The organism is Sphingobacterium sp. SRCM116780, assembly GCF_021442025.1.
Taxonomy (GTDB): Bacteria; Bacteroidota; Bacteroidia; order Sphingobacteriales; family Sphingobacteriaceae; genus Sphingobacterium.
In genome coordinates, this window is record NZ_CP090446.1 from 2,739,555 (window position 1) to 2,760,591 (window position 21,037).

At 35.7% G+C, this 21,037-nt stretch carries 18 protein-coding genes; 11 read left to right on the plus strand and 7 right to left on the minus strand.

Going from position 1 to position 21,037, the window contains the following annotated elements:
* Nucleotides 1-66: 66 nt before the first annotated feature.
* Nucleotides 67-1,416, minus strand: a complete 1,350-nt coding sequence (locus LZQ00_RS11750; RefSeq protein ID WP_234509483.1) for an acyl-CoA dehydrogenase family protein — start codon at nucleotides 1,414-1,416, stop codon at nucleotides 67-69.
* 240 nt (nucleotides 1,417-1,656) lie between these two features.
* Here LZQ00_RS11750 and LZQ00_RS11755 point away from each other — a divergent pair, with 240 nt between their 5' ends.
* The 4 genes from LZQ00_RS11755 to LZQ00_RS11770 all read left to right on the plus strand — a co-directional run bounded on the left by LZQ00_RS11755 (nucleotide 1,657) and on the right by LZQ00_RS11770 (nucleotide 4,349).
* Nucleotides 1,657-1,878, plus strand: a complete 222-nt coding sequence (locus LZQ00_RS11755; protein ID WP_234509484.1) for a hypothetical protein — start codon at nucleotides 1,657-1,659, stop codon at nucleotides 1,876-1,878.
* 146 nt (nucleotides 1,879-2,024) lie between these two features.
* Entirely contained in the window at nucleotides 2,025-2,243 is a 219-nt protein-coding gene (locus tag LZQ00_RS11760; RefSeq protein WP_234509485.1) for a hypothetical protein, read from the plus strand.
* Between the two features lie 128 nt (nucleotides 2,244-2,371).
* Nucleotides 2,372-3,721, plus strand: a complete 1,350-nt coding sequence (gene purB, locus LZQ00_RS11765) for an adenylosuccinate lyase (RefSeq protein ID WP_234509486.1) — start codon at nucleotides 2,372-2,374, stop codon at nucleotides 3,719-3,721.
* 73 nt (nucleotides 3,722-3,794) lie between these two features.
* On the plus strand, nucleotides 3,795-4,349 hold the full coding sequence (locus LZQ00_RS11770) for a NifU family protein (RefSeq protein WP_234509487.1): 555 nt from the start codon (nucleotides 3,795-3,797) through the stop codon (nucleotides 4,347-4,349).
* Between the two features lie 200 nt (nucleotides 4,350-4,549).
* Here LZQ00_RS11770 and LZQ00_RS11775 read toward each other — a convergent pair whose 3' ends face one another.
* Nucleotides 4,550-6,961 carry a glycoside hydrolase family 3 N-terminal domain-containing protein gene (locus tag LZQ00_RS11775; protein ID WP_234509488.1) on the minus strand — a complete coding sequence of 804 codons (2,412 nt, stop codon included), beginning with the start codon at nucleotides 6,959-6,961 and terminating at the stop codon, nucleotides 4,550-4,552.
* 247 nt (nucleotides 6,962-7,208) lie between these two features.
* Here LZQ00_RS11775 and LZQ00_RS11780 point away from each other — a divergent pair, with 247 nt between their 5' ends.
* The 7 genes from LZQ00_RS11780 to LZQ00_RS11810 all read left to right on the plus strand — a co-directional run bounded on the left by LZQ00_RS11780 (nucleotide 7,209) and on the right by LZQ00_RS11810 (nucleotide 12,991).
* The gene (locus tag LZQ00_RS11780) at nucleotides 7,209-8,057 is read left to right on the plus strand and encodes a transketolase (RefSeq protein WP_234509489.1); all 849 of its coding nucleotides are present in this window, start codon (nucleotides 7,209-7,211) and stop codon (nucleotides 8,055-8,057) included.
* Between the two features lie 60 nt (nucleotides 8,058-8,117).
* Nucleotides 8,118-9,071 (plus strand): transketolase family protein, encoded by a 954-nt coding sequence (locus tag LZQ00_RS11785; RefSeq protein ID WP_234509490.1) that lies wholly within the window; start codon nucleotides 8,118-8,120, stop codon nucleotides 9,069-9,071.
* 24 nt (nucleotides 9,072-9,095) lie between these two features.
* On the plus strand, nucleotides 9,096-9,641 hold the full coding sequence (locus LZQ00_RS11790; protein ID WP_234509491.1) for an RNA polymerase sigma factor: 546 nt from the start codon (nucleotides 9,096-9,098) through the stop codon (nucleotides 9,639-9,641).
* Nucleotides 9,642-9,675: 34 nt separating this feature from the next.
* Nucleotides 9,676-10,515, plus strand: coding sequence for a hypothetical protein (locus LZQ00_RS11795; RefSeq protein ID WP_234509492.1), 840 nt, complete (start codon nucleotides 9,676-9,678; stop codon nucleotides 10,513-10,515).
* A complete protein-coding gene (locus LZQ00_RS11800) occupies nucleotides 10,515-10,937 on the plus strand; it encodes a hypothetical protein (RefSeq protein WP_234509493.1) in 423 nt (140 codons plus the stop codon). The genes LZQ00_RS11795 and LZQ00_RS11800 overlap by 1 nt, the downstream gene beginning before the upstream one ends.
* A 68-nt stretch (nucleotides 10,938-11,005) precedes the next feature.
* Nucleotides 11,006-12,193, plus strand: coding sequence for an aspartate aminotransferase family protein (locus tag LZQ00_RS11805; protein ID WP_234509494.1), 1,188 nt, complete (start codon nucleotides 11,006-11,008; stop codon nucleotides 12,191-12,193).
* A gap of 36 nt (nucleotides 12,194-12,229) precedes the next feature.
* Nucleotides 12,230-12,991: an SGNH/GDSL hydrolase family protein gene (locus LZQ00_RS11810; RefSeq protein ID WP_234509495.1), complete on the plus strand. Its 762-nt coding sequence runs from the start codon at nucleotides 12,230-12,232 to the stop codon at nucleotides 12,989-12,991.
* A gap of 53 nt (nucleotides 12,992-13,044) precedes the next feature.
* Here LZQ00_RS11810 and LZQ00_RS11815 read toward each other — a convergent pair whose 3' ends face one another.
* From LZQ00_RS11815 to thrA, 5 genes are all read right to left on the minus strand, one after another.
* Nucleotides 13,045-14,247 carry an MFS transporter gene (locus LZQ00_RS11815; protein ID WP_234509496.1) on the minus strand — a complete coding sequence of 401 codons (1,203 nt, stop codon included), beginning with the start codon at nucleotides 14,245-14,247 and terminating at the stop codon, nucleotides 13,045-13,047.
* Between the two features lie 49 nt (nucleotides 14,248-14,296).
* Entirely contained in the window at nucleotides 14,297-15,484 is a 1,188-nt protein-coding gene (locus LZQ00_RS11820; protein ID WP_234509497.1) for a class I SAM-dependent rRNA methyltransferase, read from the minus strand.
* Between the two features lie 313 nt (nucleotides 15,485-15,797).
* Nucleotides 15,798-17,105, minus strand: a complete 1,308-nt coding sequence (thrC, locus tag LZQ00_RS11825) for a threonine synthase (RefSeq protein WP_234509498.1) — start codon at nucleotides 17,103-17,105, stop codon at nucleotides 15,798-15,800.
* 6 nt (nucleotides 17,106-17,111) lie between these two features.
* A complete protein-coding gene (locus tag LZQ00_RS11830; protein WP_234509499.1) occupies nucleotides 17,112-18,050 on the minus strand; it encodes a homoserine kinase in 939 nt (312 codons plus the stop codon).
* Nucleotides 18,051-18,146: 96 nt separating this feature from the next.
* Nucleotides 18,147-20,594 (minus strand): bifunctional aspartate kinase/homoserine dehydrogenase I, encoded by a 2,448-nt coding sequence (thrA, locus tag LZQ00_RS11835; protein ID WP_234509500.1) that lies wholly within the window; start codon nucleotides 20,592-20,594, stop codon nucleotides 18,147-18,149.
* Between the last annotated feature and the right edge of the window lie 443 nt (nucleotides 20,595-21,037).

Genomic DNA, 21,037 nt, shown 5'->3' on the forward strand with positions numbered 1-21,037 from the left:
AATACCATAAAAAAAGGATTCCAAATCAATTTGGAATCCTTTTTTTATGGTTAGTCAATGACCTTTTTAGACAAAGGCACTAAAACCTGTTATGCTTCTACCCACAATTAAAGAATTGATTTCTTTCGTGCCTTCGTATGAATAAATAGCTTCAGCATCAGCTAAGAACCGGGCAACATTATATTCCAACAAGATTCCATTCCCTCCCATTACTTCACGTGCTTTAGAGACGATATCCCGTGTACGTAATGAACAAAACACTTTTGCCAAAGAGGCATGTTCATCTTTCAATTCACCATTATCCTGAAGTTCAGATAACCGATACACCAGCGTCTGCATAGCCGTTAAATTAGATAACATTTCCACCAGGTGGTTTTGGATCAACTGAAAAGCAGCAATTGGTTTTCCAAATTGCTTCCGTTTTCTTGTATAATCTAGCGCATTTTCATAGGCTCCTCGCGCACAACCTACTGCCATCCATGCGACACCTGCCCTAGTCATTTGCAAAACCTTTGCCGTGTCTTTAAAACTATTTGCATTTTGTAAACGATCTGATTCTGGAATTAAGCAATCTGTTAATGTGATTAATCCATTTTGAACAATCCGCAAAGCCATCTTCCCTTTTATTTTTTCTACTTTAAAAGCAGGATTATCTTTACGAACAATAAAACCCTTTACTTCTCCATCATCTAAATCTCTTGCCCAAATAATCGTGATATCAGAAAAGGTTGAATTTCCAATCCATTTCTTTTGGCCATTAAGCACCCATCCCTCATCTGTTTTTTTGCATGTCGTGGTCAATCCCCCTGCTGCACCAGATCCTACCTCGGGCTCCGTAAGACCAAAAGCTCCTATAACTTTCATCTGTTGCATACGCGGCAGCCATTCTTCTTTTTGAGCATCAGAACCACAAATATAAATTGAGCCCATAGCCAAACCACTTTGAACACCAAAAAATGTTGCGATAGAGGCATCAACTCGCGCTATTTCAGCTGCAATTACCCCCTCCATTAGGGAACTTCCTCCAGCACATCCATAACCATCATAGGTGTAACCACAAATATTTAAAGCAGCAAATTTTTCTATAATTTCAAAGGGAAACTCATCTTTCAACCAATAACTATTAACTAAGGGGCTAATTTCCTTTTCCATAAAATCGCGAACTTTCAACTGAATAGCTCTATCTTCTGTTGATAGTTTAGCATCAATATTATAAAAATCACCATTAATGGGAGGGAGTTCTCTTTTTTTACTTTCTCCTGAAAGCAGTTTCATCACTCCTTTTAATTGATTATCATCCATTTTTGATACAGCATCCAATACTTGACCCAAATCAACCTTTTGAGAAATCTGTTGCAACTTCTCCAAATCGACTGTTTTTATTAGATCCAATATGCCTTTCATTTTATCAAACATAATCTCCTTTTTTAGTTAATACCTATCTCTTGTATGATCAATATACAGTATTTATGGCAGAAAGTTTTTGTTATTTGAGATAAAAACGCTCAGATTTACAAAAAAATAAATTTTATAAATCTGAAAATCAGCATATTAAAATTATTTTAAAAAAAATAACATTTTGTAGGTTACCTTTTTCCTTTAAGGGTATTAATGATAAATAAACAATTTTGTTTCAATTAATTTAGAAAAATCAAAATGAAAAATTCATTAAAATTCGCTTTCTTAGGATTAGCTTTAACTGTAGCTTTCGCTTCTTGTGGTGGTGCTGAAACTAAAACTAATGCTGCTGCTGATTCAGCTGCTGCTTTAGTTGATTCTGCTGCTACTGTATTAGATTCAGCTGCTAACAAAGTTGACTCTGCTGCTGCAAAAGTTGATTCTGCTGCTGCGAAAGTTGATTCAGCAGTTACTAAATAATTTTAGTACTGTTTAAAGAATAAAAGCTTGCATTGTTATGATGCAAGCTTTCTTCAAAAAAAATAAAATAAATGGGTTACCTTTTCTTATTTAAGGTATAAACATATATAAATAAAGAAATTTAATAAAATTAAAAAAATATCAAAATGAAAAATTCATTCAAATTCGCTTTCTTAGGATTAGCTTTAACTGTAGCTTTCGCTTCTTGTAATGGTACTGCAAACAAAACAGAAACTGCTACTGATTCAGCTGCTGTTGACTCAGCTAAAACTGTTATTGATTCAGCTAATGTTGCTATTGACTCAGCTAAAGCTGTTGTTGATTCAGCTAAAGTTGCTATTGATTCAGCAAAAGCTGCTCACTAATTTCAGGGAACTGATTTTAAAAATATTAAAAGCTCCACATGATGTGGGGCTTTTTTTTGTTATATACCTCTGATTTAAATTGATAAGCTCCTATCAATTTTTTACCTTTGCACAAACAAAAAAGTATTATGGCCTTATCATCACTTACCGCCGTATCTCCAGTAGACGGTCGTTATCATAACGCAACACAAGAATTAGCAGCTTATTTTTCTGAATTTGCCTTAATTAAATACCGTGTATTAGTAGAAGTAGAGTATTTTATTGCTCTTTCTGAATCGGGGATTGAACAATTGAATCATTTTGATGGTTCTTTGAACGAAAAACTACGTGATCTATATAGAAACTTTACAGAAGAAGATGCAACTTGGATTAAGAATACAGAGAAAGTAACGAATCATGATGTAAAAGCTGTTGAATACTTTTTGAAAGATCGATTTGAAAAACTAGGTCTCCATGACTCTTTAGAATTCATCCATTTTGGTTTAACTTCTCAGGACATCAATAACACCGCTATTCCTTATTCTTGGAAGGATGCTATAAAAAATGTCTATACACCAGCAATCAATGAATTGGTTCAAGAATTAACATCGTTATCTCAGAATTGGTCACATGTATCCATGTTAGCACGTACACATGGACAACCAGCCTCTCCGACTCGACTAGGTAAAGAGATAAAAGTTTTTGTTGAACGTATTGAACGTCAATTGGAACAATTATCTGCTGTACCATACTCAGCAAAATTTGGTGGTGCTACTGGAAACTTCAATGCGCATCACGTTGCTTATCCACAAACAGATTGGGTAGCTTTTGGAAATAAATTTGTCAATGAATCATTAGGTTTGAGTCGTTCACAAACGACTACACAAATCGAACATTATGATAATTTTGCAGCGAGTTGTGATGCTTTCAAACGCATTAACAATATTATCATCGATCTATGTCGTGATATTTGGACTTATGTATCCATGGAATATTTTAAGCAAAAAATTACTGCTGGTCAAATTGGATCATCGGCAATGCCGCATAAAGTAAACCCAATTGATTTTGAAAATGCGGAAGGTAATTTAGGAATTGCGAATGCTATTTTTGAACACTTAGCAGCAAAATTACCTATTTCTCGTCTGCAACGTGATTTAACAGATTCAACCGTTTTACGTAATATTGGTGTTCCATTTGCACATACGTTAATTGCTATTAAATCTACATTAAGAGGTTTACGTAAATTGATCTTAAATGAAAATGCTTTGCAAGCTGATTTAAATAATAACTGGGCTGTAGTTGCAGAAGCTATTCAAACTATTTTGAGACGCGAAGGTTATCCAAAACCATATGAAGCGTTGAAAGATTTGACGCGGACAAACACACATGTGACAGCAGAAACAATTGCAGTATTTGTTGATGGTTTAAATGTTACAGAAGAAGTAAAGGCAGAATTAAAATTGATCAGTCCTTCTAGCTATACGGGTGTTAGTCTATAAGCTTTTACGCTTTAATGACGAACTTCACTTTATATTTAGCTTATATTTGTTTTTCAAATAGACACAGATTAATATGGCAACAATAAACGTATATACAGAATCTACTCCAAATCCAGCTACAATGAAATTTTTGGTCAATAAGCTATTGATCAATGGTAGTTTGGATTATCCAGATAAAGAGAAAGCACAAGAATCAGTTTTTGCAAAGGAATTATTTAAATTCAACTTTGTAAACGGTGTATTTTTTGCTAGTAATTTCGTCACCATTACGAAGACTGAAGATGCTGAATGGAGTGATATCGAAACGCTTTTAAAAGATTTTGTAAAAGGTGCTGTGGAGTCAGAACTTGCTGTAAAACCAATTGAACATACAGAAGATGTAAACTTTGAAGGTTCGGAGGTAGAGATTAAAATCCAACAAGTATTACATGATTACGTACGTCCTGCTGTAGAACAAGACGGTGGAGCGATTGCTTATAAATCTTTCAATGAAGGTGTTGTGACAGTAGAATTACGTGGATCATGCAGTGGCTGCCCTTCTTCTACCATCACGTTAAAATCTGGAATTGAAGGTTTATTAAAACGTATGGTTCCTGAAGTTGAAGAAGTTGTAGCTGAAGCGATGTAAGTCTATACATAGAGATTATAAAAGAAAAGCCGTTCTAAATGAACGGCTTTTCTTTTGCAACGTATTTTTCCCATTGTGGATAAATTATCTTTTAATAACAAAGGCTATACAATACTGCCAACTTATTGCTACAACATGACAATTTTTATAAGTCCCATTGGCAAAAACATTCCGTAGATTCTATTGTTACACCAGCTATTCTACTGCACAGAAAATTTTGTCTTCAATGGTAAATTTTGAGATGAATTACCAATAAAAATTTCAAAATCACCTGGCTCAACTGTCCAATTCATGTGCTCATCTAATAATATCAAATCTTGAGGTCTGATTTTAAATGTAATGGTTTTAACTTCATTGGGGTTTAACCGAACCCGTTCAAATCCTCTTAAATCCATTTCATAAGTAGTGACTGAAGAGACCACATCTTTAATATAGAGTTGAACAACTTCATCACCTATTCTATCTCCAGTATTTTTCACATCAACACGAACAGTAAGACTATCTGTACTCGTGATATTTTTTTTATCAACAACAAGATTTGATAGCTCGAAAGAGGTATAACTTAAACCATAGCCAAATGGATAAAGGAATCCCTCGACCCTACTATTCCCCCAACCATTCGGTCCTACTCCTGGTTGCCCTGCTTGAGCAGCTGGCTTGGTCGGAAAATTCATTTCAATCTGTCCAATTGATTTTGGAAAAGAGATTGATAATTTTCCGCCAGGGTTATTATCTCCAAATAGTGTTTCGGCAACTATACGACCACTTTGGGGGCCTAAAAACCAAGTTTCTAAGATGGCTGGCAAATATTTATTTTCCCAATTAATGGTAAGGGGTCTGCCATTTACCAAAACTAATACGATTGGTTTACCTAATTTTTGCAGTTCCATTAGATAATTTCGTTGCTTACCTGGTAAATCTAAACTTGTTCTTGAACGACTTTCTCCAACTTCACGATCAGATTCTCCCATTACAGCTATAATGACATCACTTTGAGCCGCCAATGACAACCCTGCTTTCATATCCTTTCTTTCATCGTCGTCGATTTCCGTAGGTATAATTTCAGTTTCAGGCCAGCCCTTATCTATCGTATTTACTCCTTTTGCATATTGGGATGAAATACCGTTGGCTAAGGCATAGTCCTCAATACCTTTTCTAATCGTCGTAACATCATTATTTGAAGGCCCATAGCGACTCGTTGTATATCTTTTTTCTTCAGCCATTGGCCCTGTAATAAACAATGATTTTATTTTTGTTTTATCCAATGGCAATAACTTATTTTCATTTTTCAATAATACGATAGATTCGCGGTTCATTTCTAAAGAAATTTTTTCATCCTCTGCAGTATGCATTTCTTTATCAACAGACTTGTTTACCTGGACTACTTTAGGATCAAATAAACCCAACTTAAACTTTGTTTTTAAAATCTCCCGAACGCGATCGTCAATGACAGTAATATCAATTTCTTTATTTTGAACTAATTCACGTAAAGGATTCAAATAGACATCTGGTTCTGTAAAAGTAGTCCTAACATTTAATCCAGCTTCTAATGCTTTTTTAATGGCCATTTTATATGAATCGACAACGGAGTGTTTATTATAAATAAATTCTAATGCATCACTATCAGAAACGACGTATCCTTCAAAACCATAATCTTTACGAAGCAAATCATACAGAAAATATCGACTTCCTGAAACTGGAATTCCGTCATAATCATTATAACTGCTCATCACCCCTAATGGATGCGCCTCTTTTATGACTCTTCTAAATGGATACAAATGCATCATATGCAATTCTCTAAAAGCGACATGAGGATCAGTTCGTGCATTTCCATCGCGACCTCCTTTAGGGACAGAATATACTGCAAAGTGCTTTAAAGTGGAAGCAACTCCTTGAGATTGAATCCCAAGTACCACTTGTTTTCCTAGTTCAGCAATATGAAACGGATCCTCACCATATGTTTCGACGACTCTCCCCCAACGCGGATCTCTTGAAACATCCAAAATTGGTGAATAAACATTGGTATAGCCTAAATTTCGCGCTTCTCTCCCAATCATCTCGGCAGATTGGTGTACCAGCGCTCTATTCCAAGTACTTCCAATATTGATAGGGGCAGGCAATGCTGTTGCACGATCATGGTTAAGACCGTGGATTCCTTCATTGGTAAAATCTACTGGAATACCTAATCTTGTTTCTTCAATAAACCATTTTTGTATTTTATTTAATGCCTGTGCATGTTTACTGAAAGGATAAGAATATACTGTTTGAGCAGATTTATTATAGGCTAAACCATTTAACATCTCATCTATATTTCCTAGCCCATGAACCCAAACCTTATTTTTCCATTCAGCAGTGGGAAGTTCATCCTGAAGGACTCGTCCATATCCATACAGTGTAACTGTTTGATTTATTTTCTCATCGTCGTTCATCTGCGCTAGTAAATCTGCAACACGGAGATCAATAGCTTGTTTCGGATCTTCAAATGGATCCATTTTTCCATTTTTATTAAAATCAATCCAATTTCTATGATAAATGTTCGTGTTATTTTGGGCTAAAACACAATTTGCACAGCTCAACAAAAGAAAGGTAATGGTATATTTAAATTTAATCATAATCAGACACTAAACTTGGTTCTAAACTTACAAAAATATTTAGCATTATTTTAAATAATGTCCTTAAAACGTCCCATTTATAATGACCACAATAGCAGTACTTAATATAGGATATAATCCTGAAAAATAAACGAATGTATAAATTCTTCTATCGACGATGGTGAATCACGATAAATTTGCATTTTATGTCCCCTACTCTCCTAAAAATGACTAACTTTACGGCTAATTGTGAAATCAATATATTAAAATGAGTGCAGATATCAATAAACTAGAACAAATTGCATCACAAGTAAGACGTGACATCGTACGCATGGTACATGCTTGTCAATCTGGCCACCCAGGTGGTTCATTAGGTTGTACGGATTACTTTGTAGCTCTTTATTTCAATGCGATGAAACATGATCCATCTTTCCATATGGATGGCATCGGAGAAGATTTATTTTTCTTATCAAATGGTCACATTTCACCTGTTTTCTACAGTACACTTGCACGTGCAGGATACTTTGAAATAAGTGAATTGGCGACATTCAGAAAAATCAATTCACGCCTTCAAGGACACCCTACTACGCACGAGCATTTACCGGGAATTCGCATTGCATCTGGTTCATTAGGTCAAGGTCTTTCTGCTGCAATTGGTGCTGCTCAAGCTAAAAAACTAAATAAGGATACGAATCTTGTTTATGTTTTAATGGGAGATGGTGAATTGCAAGAAGGTCAAGTTTGGGAGGCAGCCATGTACGCTCCTCACAATAAAGTTGACAACTTAATTGCTGCAGTTGATTACAATGGTGCTCAAATCGATGGTTCAACAGAACAAGTCCTTTCATTAGGAAATCTTCGCGCGAAATGGGAAGCTTTCGGATGGGATGTATTAGAAATCGCAAAAGGTAACAATATGGCGTCTGTTGTAGCTGGACTTGAAGAAGCTAAATCACACACAGGAAAAGGTAAACCAGTTGTTATATTATTGCATACTGAAATGGGTAATGGTGTAGATTTCATGATGGGATCTCACAAATGGCATGGTGTTGCTCCTAACAATGATCAATTAGTATCTGCTCTAGGTCAATTATCAGAAACTTTAGGCGATTATTAATTTTTAGATAATAGATATTAGATCTAAATACTATCTACTAATATCTAAATACTAGTAAAAATGAAAAAATATACTTTCACAGAATCAAAAGATACCCGTTCAGGATTTGGAGCCGGATTATTAGAAGCAGGTAAACAAAACGAAAATGTTGTTGCATTATGTGCTGACTTAATCGGTTCATTAAAAATGAACGATTTTATAAATGAGTTTCCAGAACGCTTTTTCCAAATTGGTATTGCTGAAGCAAACATGATGGGAATTGCCGCAGGATTAACAATTGGTGGTAAAATTCCTTTCACTGGTACATTTGCAAATTTCTCAACGGGTCGTGTTTATGATCAGATCCGTCAATCCATTGCTTATTCTAACAAAAATGTTAAAATAGCAGCTTCACACGCTGGTTTGACTTTAGGAGAAGATGGTGCTACTCACCAAATTTTAGAGGACATCGGTTTGATGAAAATGTTACCAGGAATGACGGTTATCAATCCTTGTGATTTCAACCAAACGAAAGCAGCTACTATTGCTGCTGCAAAATATGAAGGTCCTGTTTATTTACGTTTCGGACGTCCTGTTGTTCCTAATTTTACTCCTGCAGATCAAGAATTTGTTATTGGTAAAGCAATCACATTAAATGAAGGAACGGATGTAACCATTATCGCTACTGGTCATTTAGTATGGGAAGCGATTCAAGCGGGTGAAAAATTAGCTGAATTAGGTATCAATGCTGAAATCATTAATATTCACACGATAAAACCATTGGATGAAGAGGCTATCTTAGCATCAGTTGGTAAGACGAAGTGCGTTGTTACTGCCGAAGAACATAATCGTCTTGGTGGTCTAGGTGATAGTGTTGCACAAGTATTAGCGAAACATTTACCAAGTCCTCAAGAATATGTCGCAGTAGACGATAGCTTCGGTGAGTCTGGTACTCCTGCTCAGTTAATGGAAAAATATGGTTTGAATGCTGCTGCAATTGTAGCTGCTGCTCAACGTGTTATTAATAGAAAATAAAATATAGATCACAACGTCAATATAATGGAAGATGCTTTAATCATTTCAAAATTTGCTAACGAAAGTACGCGTGAAGAAGCATTTAATCTTTTGTTGAAGAAATACCAGCAAAAAATCTATTGGCATGTGAGAAGAATGGTCATTGATCATGACGATGCAGATGATGTTGTTCAAGACATATTCATCAAGGTATGGCGCAATTTGGCAAACTTTAGAGAGGATTCTCAACTGTATACCTGGCTTTACCGCATCGCAACGAATGAGTGTATAACATTCTTGAATAAGAAAAAACTAAAGCAGAACGTGTCATTGGATGATGACAGTTCTGCTTATTTAGCGGAATCTTTATCAAGTGGTAGTTATTTTAATGGTGATAAAGCACAGATGAAATTGCAACAGGCTTTATTGACATTACCAGAAAAGCAAAAACTTGTGTTCAACATGAAATACTTTGATGATATGAAATATGATGAAATTTCTGATGTCTTAGGGACTAGTGTTGGTGCTCTAAAAGCGTCATATCATTTGGCTGTAAAAAAAATAGAGGCCTTTTTTCACAACAATGATTAAACCTTTTTCAACTTAAGCACTCTATAGTATTACTATGAAGGAAAATAGCACATATCATGAAGGAATGGATGCAAATAATCTTCCAAACTCTTTACGTGTAAATCCTTTTGGCACTCCCGAAAATTATTTTAATGATTTAACATCATCGTTAATTTCGAAGGTCAAATTGGAATCGCGGAAAGAGGAGGAGAATTTTGACATTCCCACTGATTATTTTGCAAGCCTTCAAGAAAAAATCTTCGCTAGAATAGCTGAGGAGAAAATAAAAGAACAAGTTCAGACAGATGGATTTTATGTTCCTGAAGATTATTTTCCTCAATTGCAAAACGATACCTTAACGAAGGTCTTCGAAGATAAATTAAAGTCACAAGTAGATCAAGATGGATTTGATGTTCCTTCAGCATATTTTGCAGATCTTAATGCTCAAATCTCATCGAAAATATCGGAAAGTAATTTAAAACAACTTGCTGCATTAGACGGATTTGAAGTTCCAAAAGATTATTTTGATGGATTGGCTTCAAAAATTACTAAATCGATTCAAGTGGAATCGGGTACAGTTGTTAAAAAAGAAGTTGTTATTCGCTCCATCACTAAACAAAGGTCTTGGGCTAGATATGGTGCAGCAGCATCTTTAGCTATTGTACTAGGTATTGGTGGATATTTTGGATATCAAAACAGCAATGCTCAAAAGCAGCAAAGTAATCTTGCTCAAGTATCTGACCAAGAAATTATCAATTATCTTGCGCAAACAGGAGGTGGAGATGATCTATTCTATGTAGCAAAATATATGGATAGCGATGATATAGAAAAGGTGGGTACAAATGGTAAAATTAAAGACGAGGATATTGAAGAATATCTTAAATACACGTTATAATGATGTCAAAAGTTAAGAATATACTAGTCGTATTTTGTTTCTGTATAATAGGTTTATCATCAACTTATGCACAAGACAATGAGCGTTTTCAAATGATTGAAAATGAAAAAGTAGCTTTTATCACCAGGGAATTGAACTTATCTAGAAATGAGGCACAGCAATTCTTCCCCATATACAATGAATATTCAAAGCAAATGTGGAGTGTTAAGAAAGCTAAAACTGGTAATGGATCACCTAAAAACAGTTTAAGAGGAGGTGGTTCTCGTGATGTCATCGCTTACGACGCCAAAGAAGTGGAGATCAAAAAAAGCTATCGAGAAAAATTCGCAAAAGTCATTGGCAATGCGCGTGCTTCTCAATTCTTTCAAGTGGAACAAGAATTTCGAGAGTACTTGATTAAATCCCTCAATAACAGAAGATAATAAATAATTGAATCAAAATACAGGAAGAAGTCCAAAAGACTTCTTCTTTTTTTTAAAGTAACTATAACATGTTAAGTAATCGTGAACTTTTCCTATTGAATACTGCCCAAACATCTCACTCACCACGGATGATTGAAATTGCAAAAGCAGAAGGAGTTTATCTATATGGTCCCAACGGTGAGGAGTATATGGATTTAGTTTCTGGATTTAACGTGAGCAATATCGGCCATAGAAATCCTAAAGTCATTCAAGCCATTCAAGATCAACTTGAAAAATATCTGCATGTCACGGTATATGGTGAATTTGTACAAGCTCCTCAGGTGCAATTTGCCAGTGATTTATTAGCTGTACTGCCCGATCATTTTCAATCTGTTTATTTTACCAATTCTGGTGCGGAAGCGGTAGAAGGTAGTATGAAAATAGCCAAACGGTTTACTGGAAGAAGACAAATTATTGCGACAAAAAAAGCGTATCATGGAAGCACGCAAGGCGCCTTAAGTCTTATTGGGAATGAAGAATACCATACTGCATACGCACCCCTACTACCAGAAATTGAATTTATCGAATTTAACAAGATAGAAGACTTATCATTAATTAGTGAAAAAACCGCAGCTGTTATCCTAGAAGCTATTCAAGGAGAGGCTGGTGTTCGGGTACCAGATACTGCTTATATGCAAGCCCTACGCAAACGTTGCGATGAAACAGGCACACTGTTAGTTGTTGATGAAATTCAAACGGGCTTTGGTCGTACAGGAAAATTATTCGCTTTTGAACACTATGGCATCGTACCGGATATCTTGATGTTAGCAAAAGGTATTGGTGGAGGTATGCCATTAGGGGCATTCGTAGCCGCTAAGGAAGTTATGGATGTCATCAAAGATAATCCAATGCTCGGTCATATTACAACCTTCGGAGGTCATCCTGTTAGTTGTGCTGCCGCAAAAGCTTCTTTGGAAGTAATTCTAGAGAACAAACTGGTCGAACAGGTTGCTGAAAAAGAACAGTTGTTTAGAACGCTCCTCAACCATCCTAAAATCAAAGAGATTAGAGGTAAAGGATTGATGATGTGTTTGCAACTTGAAAATTTTGAACAAGTGTATAATGTCAGCAATTATTGCGCGAAACAAGGAATCATGATTGACTGGTATTTGCATTGTGAAACAGCACTACGCGTAGCTCCTCCGTTAACGATTTCACATGCAGAAATTGAGAAGGCTTGTAGCATTATTCTGATGGGTATTGAAAAGTATTGTTAATTTTTTTTATATTTAAGCTACTAATCAATAGCTTATATGAAAACAAATCGCAGATCATTTATTACAAAAAGTATTATTGGCGCTGGTTTATTGACCAACGCCAATTTATTTTCGTCTCAAGCTGAAACGATTACAAGTACAAAAAAATCGAAAAAGATAAGCATCAATAACAATGATATTATTTTATTTCAAGGTGACTCCATCACCGACAACGGTCGGGATCGAAATAATAACAATGCGAATGACAGTGGTGCGCTAGGGACTGGATATGCCCATCTCGCTGCAGCTATGTTACTTGAAGAATATGCTGACAAAAATATCAAGATTTACAATCGTGGAATTAGTGGAAATCGTGTACCAGATCTACAAAATAGATGGCAACAAGACACTATTGATCTCAAACCTACTATTTTAAGTATCCTTATTGGTGTCAATGATTTTTGGAGAACAAAAGATAGTGGCGCAATAAACACACCTGAACAGTTCAAAAAACAGTATCAAGTGTTACTACAAAAAACATTAGACCAACTTCCACAAGTGAAATTGATTATTGGGGAACCATTTGGTGTTAAAAATGTGAAACACGTTACAGATAGTTGGTTCCCAGATTTTCCAGGCTATCAACAAGTATGTATTGAAATCGCAAAAGAGTTCAATGCTGCAATTATTCCTTATCAATCCATTTTTGACGATGCTCAAAAGCGTGCTTCAGGTTCCTATTGGACAACAGATGGTATACACACCTCTTTGGCAGGAGCGAGTCTTATGTCCGAATCTTGGCTAGATGTTATAAAATAAATAAAGCGCTCTTCTAGAGCGCTTTATTTATTTTATAACATCGTGAGAGAAGTTTATTGTACTTCTTTGTAAAGCGTGTTCTGTAAATTGGGTAAGAAATAGGCTACTACGCCAATTAATGGTAAATAGGAACAGACATGATAAATAAACTCAATGGATGTATGATCTGCTTGCCAGCCTAATAAAGCTGAACCAAGCCCGCCCATACCAAAGGCAAATCCATAAAATAATCCAGAAACCATTCCCAGTTTTTTAGGTAATAATTCTTGTGCATAGACAATAATAGCCGGGAATGCGGATGATAGAATCAAACCTATAACGACAACCAAAACTCCAGTCATCGTATAACTTGCATAAGGCAATGCTAAAGTGAAGGGAGCGACTCCTAATACTGAAAACCAAATCACATATTTTCTTCCAAAACGATCTCCAAAAATTCCGCCTAACAATGTCCCTGCGGCAACAGCTATCAAAAAGTAAAAAAGATAAACCTGTGCTTGAATTTCTGAAATACCAAATTTTTTCATGGTATAAAATTGAAAGTAATTCGTAATACTCGCGATATAAAAGTATTTGGAGATAATCAATAACATCAATATAAAGATTGTCATCATAACACGTGTTTCTGACAAGTCAGGAATTTTAACAGTTGTTTTTCCATTCTTACTTCTATTTTTAAGTTTCTGACTGTACCAATTTCCGATATAACTAGAAACAATTTGTCCTGTAATTCCAACTAGACAAAACCAAGCAATGGCAGATTGGCCTCTCGGTAACACCAAATAGGCAACAATAATCGGAGCTAATGCTGTCCCTCCATTCCCCCCTATTTGGAAGATTGATTGCGCCATGCTTCGTTTACCTCCTGAAGCCATATAAGCAACTCGAGAGGATTCTGGGTGGAATATGGATGATCCAATACCAACTAGAAAAACCGAACATAAGATAATTGAATAACTAGGAGCATATGCAAATAATGCCATCCCAGTTATTGAAAAACTCATTCCAATGATTTGAGAATAAGGTATCGGTTTTCGATCTGTGTACGAACCAACCACAGGTTGAAAAATAGATGCTGCTAATTGATAGACGAAAGTTATAAGTCCAATTTGAGAAAAGCTTAAATGATGTTCTTCTTTTAACAAAGGGTATACGGAAGGTATCACTCCTTGCATAAAATCATTCAATAAATGTGCAAAACTAACGGCAAGTAAAACAGAAAATTCGGGTCTTATTTTATTTTTTTGTTCTTCCATATCCACATAAAAAAGAGGTTACTTTTTGATTAGCAACCTCTCCTATTTTTTAAATAACTCTTACTAATAATCCTTTTAAATATTCCCCCTCTGGAAAGGATGCTCTTACGGGGTGGTCTTCGGGTTGATGAAACTGTTTAATAAATTGGATCTCTTTACCAGCATCCAATGCTGCCCATGCCAACACTTGTTTAAAGGTATCAATATCCATAGCAGCGGAACAAGAGAATGTGGCCAGTAATCCACCAGATTCCAACAGCAGCAAACCTCTTCTATTTAAATCTTTATAGGCACGAGACGCTCTTTCTAAAGCAGATCTTGATGGTGCATATTTAGGTGGATCTAAAATAATGACATCGAACTTTTCATTTGTAGTTACAAATTCTTTCAATTGCTTATTGACATCCGATTGAATGGCAATATGGTTATCCTGATCATAACCATTCAGCACTATATTGCTTCTCAAAGTTTCAATTGCCAAAGCAGAACTATCTACGGAAGTCACACTAGCCGCTCCCTCTTGAAAAGCATTCAATGTAAAACCTCCTGAATAGCAAAAGCAATCCAAGACCTTCTTGTCTTTTACATAGTGTGCCGTCAGAGCTCTGTTTTCACGTTGATCACAATAGAAGCCTGATTTTTGACCATCTATAATGTTCACTTGATAGCGAATTCCATTTTCGATAATTTCTACAAACTCTGGAGGTAATTCGCCGGAAAGCAATCCATTTGTATCCGGTAAGCCTTCATGTTCGCGAGATTTAAGGTCAGAACGTTCATAAATACCTTTGGGACTCAAAAGTTTGTTAAGTTCATCGATAACAATATCTTTTATTTTCTCTATACCTGCAGCATGTACCTGAATAGATATATAATCCGCATATTTATCAACGATTAATCCTGGTATAAAATCCGCTTCGGCAAAAATCAAGCGAGCTGTATCGTTATTTCCTTCAATAAACAAATGTTGACGTGCTTTTATAGCTTTTTGAATGCGTGTTCTCCACCATTGATCATCAACCTGTTGATCAGGATGCCATTCTAGCAATCGAACAGCAACACGAGATGAGTCGTGATAAAGTCCATAGGCAATAAATTCGTTCCCTGCATTATAAACACTGACAACATCCCCGTTATCTGGTGATCCTTCTACCCTATTTATTGCCCCCGAAAAGACCCATGGATGAAGTTGCCATGCTGCCTTATCTTTTCCTTTATTCAGAATAATTTTTTTCATCGACACAAAAGTACTCGTTTTTCACTAATTTGACTAGAATCTTACTGCGAATTAAAGATGACTTTGGTAATTATCACCAACAAATCAACATATACAGACTTAACAAAGATATTTTGATGCTACTATTTAATATTCATTTTTTGACAATGTAGTAAGCACACAAGCACGTTATGCCTGCCATGTATGGGAAACGCTTTAAGTTTTCATAAAAAAGAGTGTTTGTCCAAATAAGCTGGACAAACACTCTTTATATGGATATCTGCTAGAGAAAACCTGCTTACAGTCGATTTCCTTTTTCAAACAGCTATCTTTTTTATTTATGGTTTAATAAGTAATGCTTAAAAGCATCGTAGTCTACAGCTAATGCGACTACCTCTTTATTCTTAGCGTCTAGTTTTTCTGCACCTGCTGGTAATTTAATTTTAGCAAATACTTCTTCAGAAATCGCATCAGGAAATTTACATGGATGAGCTGTCGATAAGAACACTGATCCATATTGACCAGGATGTTCACCCTTGTATGCTTGAGAAGCTAACCAAGCAATTGCTGTATGTGGACAAGCAATATAATGATAAGAATGATACAATTGTTCCATAGCTGCTTTTGTTTCTTGATCCTGATAAGTATACGTCGTAATTATCTTTTTCAATTCCTCAATATCCTTTCCGAATAAATCTTGGATACGAACCCAATTACTTGGATCACCTACATCCATTGCATTTGCTAATGTTTGTACGGAAGGTTTCGGTTCATAATGACCAGACTTAAGAAAACGGGGAACGGTATCATTTGCATTTGTAGCGGCAACAAACTGCTCTACAGGAAGTCCCATTTTAAAAGCCAACAAGCCTGCACCAATATTTCCAAAATTACCGCTTGGAACAGTAAAAACAACGCGATCTACTCCTTGTGCTTTTAATTGCGCATAAGCATAAAAATAATAAAATGTTTGCGGAATTAACCGTGCGATATTGATCGAATTAGCGGAAGTCAACCGTAATTGTTGATTCAACTCTTGATCATTAAAAGCACGTTTAACTAATGCTTGACAATCATCAAAAGTACCATCAACTTCAATAGCTCTGATATTCTGTCCATTCGTTGTCAATTGTAACTCTTGAACTTCAGAAACCTTTCCTTTTGGATAAAGAATCGTTACACGTGTACCTTCAACGCCCAAAAACCCTAATGCCACAGCCCCTCCTGTATCGCCAGAGGTGGCAACTAATACATCAAGCAGTTGATCATCCGCTGCCGAGAAATAACCCATCACACGACTCATAAAACGAGCTCCAAAGTCTTTAAAGGCATAAGATGGTCCATGAAATAATTCCAAAACTGCAGTATCAGCAGCTAAAAATTTTACTGGAGCGTCAAAATCAATGGCATCTTTAATGATTTTTTTCAAGTCATTTACTGGAATATCCGCTCCAATCAGTGTATTCGCTATTGTAAAAGCAATTTCCTGCAAAGAATATTGCTGTATATTTCTCAAGAATAAAGGATCCAATTGTGGGATCACTTCTGGCATATAAAGTCCCTTATCTTCAGGCAATGAATTAAAAACAGCCTCTTTAAATGACACTCTTAACGCTTTATTATTTGTACTGTATAATTTCATAATATGTTAATTTAATACTTTAGGTCCTTCAACATTTACTGCAGATACATATCCAAAACTCTCGATTTCAGATACAGAAAGATGCGCTTGAATCAAATCTGTAATGTGTCTAGCTTTATCTCTATCCTTTGTAATTGCAACGACAGAAGGTCCTGAGCCAGATATTCCAAAACTTAACGCTCCATTTTCTAAAGCGATTTTTTTCATCTCGTAAAACTGTGGAATTAAAATCGCTCTAGTTGGCTCAATCAATACATCTTGCATACTTCTAGCGATCAAATCGTAATCTTCTTTAAATAAACCAGCGACCAAACCAGCAATATTACCCCATTGTGTTACTGCATCTTTCAGGAAAACTTTTTCTTTAATCAATTGACGAGCATCTCGTGTTGGAACATCCACCTGCGGAAATACCACCGATGCAATCAATTCCTGAGGAACCGGCAAAGGGATAAGATCCAAAGGATCATTTCCACGAATCAAGGTAATACCACCGAATAAGGAAGGAGCTACATTATCAGCATGCCCATGTCCGCATGCAAGTCTTTCACCCTCTACACAGAAGGGGAGTAACTCTTCTTTAGATAAGGGATCTCCCAACATTTTGTTGATGGCATATAAACCTGCAACTGTGCTTGCTGCGCTTGAACCTAATCCAGAACCAATGGGCATATGTTTATGTAATTCGATCTCGACCCCTACATCATGTTGTAAGCCTAGATGTTGTAACAGGAACTGAACACAAGCGGATACTGTATTTTTATCTGCATCTAAAGGAAGACGCCCATCATCACCCGTGATTTTAGTAATAATCACTCCAGGGGAACTAGTTTTTCGCATAATAACCTCATCACCTGGCTCTTCTAATGCAAATCCTAGAATATCAAAACCACAAATCATATTGGCTACAGTAGCAGGAGCAAAAACTCTCACCTCTGTTAACATACTGCTTAAATTTATTTTTTTCTTCAATAGAGAAGTTTCCATATTTAATTTTTATAGCTATCACCCCATCAATAACAGATAGGATTTAAATGTTAATTATGCTCCGACGTTTACTAAATCTGCGAACACCCCGGCAGCAGTTACTTCAGCTCCAGCACCAGGACCTTTCACAACCAATGGTCTATCTTTATAGCGTTGTGTAGTAAATGAAATAATATTGTCACTTCCTGATAAAGCATAAAAAGGATGTTTATCATCTACCAATTGAACAGAAATAGTGACTTTGCCATCTTCCAATTTTCCAATATAACGGATCACTTTGTTTTCACGTTGAGCCTTTTCTTTCAATGCTTCGAAATACGCATTTTCATTTTTCAATTCTTCATAGAACGACTCTACTGAAGTAGCTTTTAAACACGCTTCTGGTAAAATTGCACCTAAGTCTACATCTTCCGCTTCTACGGTGTATCCCGCATCACGAGCCAAGATTAACATTTTACGCATAAAGTCTATTCCTCCTAAATCATCGCGAGGATCTGGCTCCGTATATCCCAATTCTTGTGCTTGCTTCACGACATCATAGAAGGATGTACTCTCTTTAAAATTATTAAAGATATAGGAGATTGTTCCAGAAAGAATAGCCTCTATTTTTACAATTCTATCTCCACTCAGCATCAAATCTTTTAACACACGCACAATTGGAAGTCCAGCGCCAACATTTGTTTCGTAAAAAAAATCCACACCATGTTTACGGGCTGTATCACGTAGGGTTTTATATTGTTCATATTTCCCTGAATTCGCAATTTTATTACAAGTAACAATGGAAATATTAGCTTTGAAAATACCCTCGTAGTAAGTTGATGGTAGTTTACTTGCCGTATTATCTATAAATACACAATTTGGAAGATTAAAACCTTTCATACGTTCAATGAAAATAGATAGATCTGCATCTTCTCCATCTTCCTGAAGTGTCGTTTCCCAGTTTGCTAAGTCAACACCATCCAGATTGAATAACATTTTTCGGCTATTTGAAACACCAACCACTTTGATTTCAATATCATTTTTTTCCAACAAGAAATTGTGTTGGCTTTCCAATTGCTTGAATAAAGTCGAACCGATATTCCCTGTTCCCAAGTTGAATACGTATAACGTCTTTTTCAATTCAGCAAAAAATGCATCATGAACAGCATTAAGTGCTTTTGATAAATCATTTTTAGCAATAATAACAGAAATATTGTATTCCGAGGAACCTTGTGCTATAGCACGCACGTTGATGCCATTACGTCCCAATGCCGCAAATAACTGTCCTGACATTCCAGGTGTTTTTTTCATATTTTCTCCAACAATTGCCAGTACTGATAAATGATCTTCAATATCTGGTGTTGCTAATTTATTAGCTTGCAATTCAAGTTCAAACTCATTTTCGATTAACATTTTCGCTCTTACTGCATCATCAGGATTGACTGCAAAAGTGATACTGTGCTCTGAAGAAGATTGTGTAATTAAGATAACATTAATCTGCTCCCTCGCTAACAGCGTAAATAATCGACCACTGAATCCAGATTTACCAATCATACCTGAACCACTCAAATTAATAATGGAGATATCTCCAATAGAGGAAATACCCTTTATTGGCAAGGTTGTATTTCCACTATCAAACTGAATAACAGTACCTGAAAAATCAGGTTCAAAAGTGTTTCGGATAATAATTGGTATCTTCTTCAAAAAAGCAGGAATCATGGTTGGTGGATAAATAACCTTTGCTCCAAAGTAAGATAACTCCATGGCTTCTGTATAAGAAAGGATTGGCAAAGAGAATGCTTTTTTAACAATACGAGGATCTGCTGTTAACATACCATTTACATCTGTCCATATTTCGATGGCTGAAGCATTCAAAATAGACCCAAAAATAGCCGCTGTATAATCTGATCCTCCTCTTCCTAAAGTCGTCATACGCCCCTTTTCATTTGAAGCAATGAAACCTGTCACAAAAAGCAATTTATCACTGTTTGTTAAATATAAGGATTGAACCAGTTGCTCGGTCAAAGCATCATTGACATGGGCATGTCCAAAATGTGAATCTGTTTTTATATAATGCGAAGCATCGACAAACATAGATTCTGGTAAATATTGTTCAGAAATTTTTGAAACCATAAACGTAGAACAACGTTCGCCATAGCTAACGACTAAATCTTTACTTTGCTCACTTAATTCCTTTAAAGCATATATACCTTGTAATAATTCTTCTATTTCATTAAAAAACAACTTGAGTTTCGTGAATACTGGGTTTTGATATTTGATCGAGATCAGTGCTTTAATGATCTCAAAGTGTTTTGCTTCTAATGTTTTCAGCCCCTCATCAAAGGTTTTTCCTTCTGCAGCATCTTCTGCCATTTTTGTTAACAAGTTTGTCACTCCTGACATTGCTGATAAAACAATTAATGGGCGCTCTTGCGCTTCATATGATTTCTTAACGATGTTGAGCACTGCTTTAATGCTTTCTGCAGAACCTACTGATGTCCCTCCAAATTTCAAAATTTTCATAATATACGATACTGTTTAGTTGTTTTAAACTCAAAAAAAACGCCTTCACTCTGGGAGGAAGGCGTTTATAAAATATTTTGTCTACATTTCTATACAACGAAACTACCTCCTCCTAAGTTTTATCCCGGTGGTAATAATAATCGACGTAATGGTTGTAGTAATTTTCATTATTATTGCTTTGTTTCTGTAAATATAGTATAATATTTATTATTAATCAAAATAAAATATTCTTTTTTTTAATATTTATTAAAGAAATCAGTATTTAAATATCAATTATGCATTACAGGATTATTGATTTTATGTGAACACCTATTCCGTTAATACAAGATGATTGATTGAATTTCAATAAAAAAAGTGTTAAAAACGTTAAAAATTCGTTAAATAGTTGTCATATTTTTTGCATCGTAAGCACAGTTGTATTATATTCGCAACAGTGATGTCCA

Bases quoted from the DNA above. Each gene is read 5' to 3' on its own strand.
- LZQ00_RS11750 (WP_234509483.1), bottom strand. From the start codon at position 1,416: ATGTTTGATAAAATGAAAGGCATATTGGATCTAATAAAAACAGTCGAT.
- LZQ00_RS11755 (WP_234509484.1), top strand. From the start codon at position 1,657: ATGAAAAATTCATTAAAATTCGCTTTCTTAGGATTAGCTTTAACTGTA.
- LZQ00_RS11760 (WP_234509485.1), top strand. From the start codon at position 2,025: ATGAAAAATTCATTCAAATTCGCTTTCTTAGGATTAGCTTTAACTGTA.
- purB (WP_234509486.1), top strand. From the start codon at position 2,372: ATGGCCTTATCATCACTTACCGCCGTATCTCCAGTAGACGGTCGTTAT.
- LZQ00_RS11770 (WP_234509487.1), top strand. From the start codon at position 3,795: ATGGCAACAATAAACGTATATACAGAATCTACTCCAAATCCAGCTACA.
- LZQ00_RS11775 (WP_234509488.1), bottom strand. From the start codon at position 6,961: ATGATTAAATTTAAATATACCATTACCTTTCTTTTGTTGAGCTGTGCA.
- LZQ00_RS11780 (WP_234509489.1), top strand. From the start codon at position 7,209: ATGAGTGCAGATATCAATAAACTAGAACAAATTGCATCACAAGTAAGA.
- LZQ00_RS11785 (WP_234509490.1), top strand. From the start codon at position 8,118: ATGAAAAAATATACTTTCACAGAATCAAAAGATACCCGTTCAGGATTT.
- LZQ00_RS11790 (WP_234509491.1), top strand. From the start codon at position 9,096: ATGGAAGATGCTTTAATCATTTCAAAATTTGCTAACGAAAGTACGCGT.
- LZQ00_RS11795 (WP_234509492.1), top strand. From the start codon at position 9,676: ATGAAGGAAAATAGCACATATCATGAAGGAATGGATGCAAATAATCTT.
- LZQ00_RS11800 (WP_234509493.1), top strand. From the start codon at position 10,515: ATGATGTCAAAAGTTAAGAATATACTAGTCGTATTTTGTTTCTGTATA.
- LZQ00_RS11805 (WP_234509494.1), top strand. From the start codon at position 11,006: ATGTTAAGTAATCGTGAACTTTTCCTATTGAATACTGCCCAAACATCT.
- LZQ00_RS11810 (WP_234509495.1), top strand. From the start codon at position 12,230: ATGAAAACAAATCGCAGATCATTTATTACAAAAAGTATTATTGGCGCT.
- LZQ00_RS11815 (WP_234509496.1), bottom strand. From the start codon at position 14,247: ATGGAAGAACAAAAAAATAAAATAAGACCCGAATTTTCTGTTTTACTT.
- LZQ00_RS11820 (WP_234509497.1), bottom strand. From the start codon at position 15,484: ATGAAAAAAATTATTCTGAATAAAGGAAAAGATAAGGCAGCATGGCAA.
- thrC (WP_234509498.1), bottom strand. From the start codon at position 17,105: ATGAAATTATACAGTACAAATAATAAAGCGTTAAGAGTGTCATTTAAA.
- LZQ00_RS11830 (WP_234509499.1), bottom strand. From the start codon at position 18,050: ATGTTAACAGAGGTGAGAGTTTTTGCTCCTGCTACTGTAGCCAATATG.
- thrA (WP_234509500.1), bottom strand. From the start codon at position 20,594: ATGAAAATTTTGAAATTTGGAGGGACATCAGTAGGTTCTGCAGAAAGC.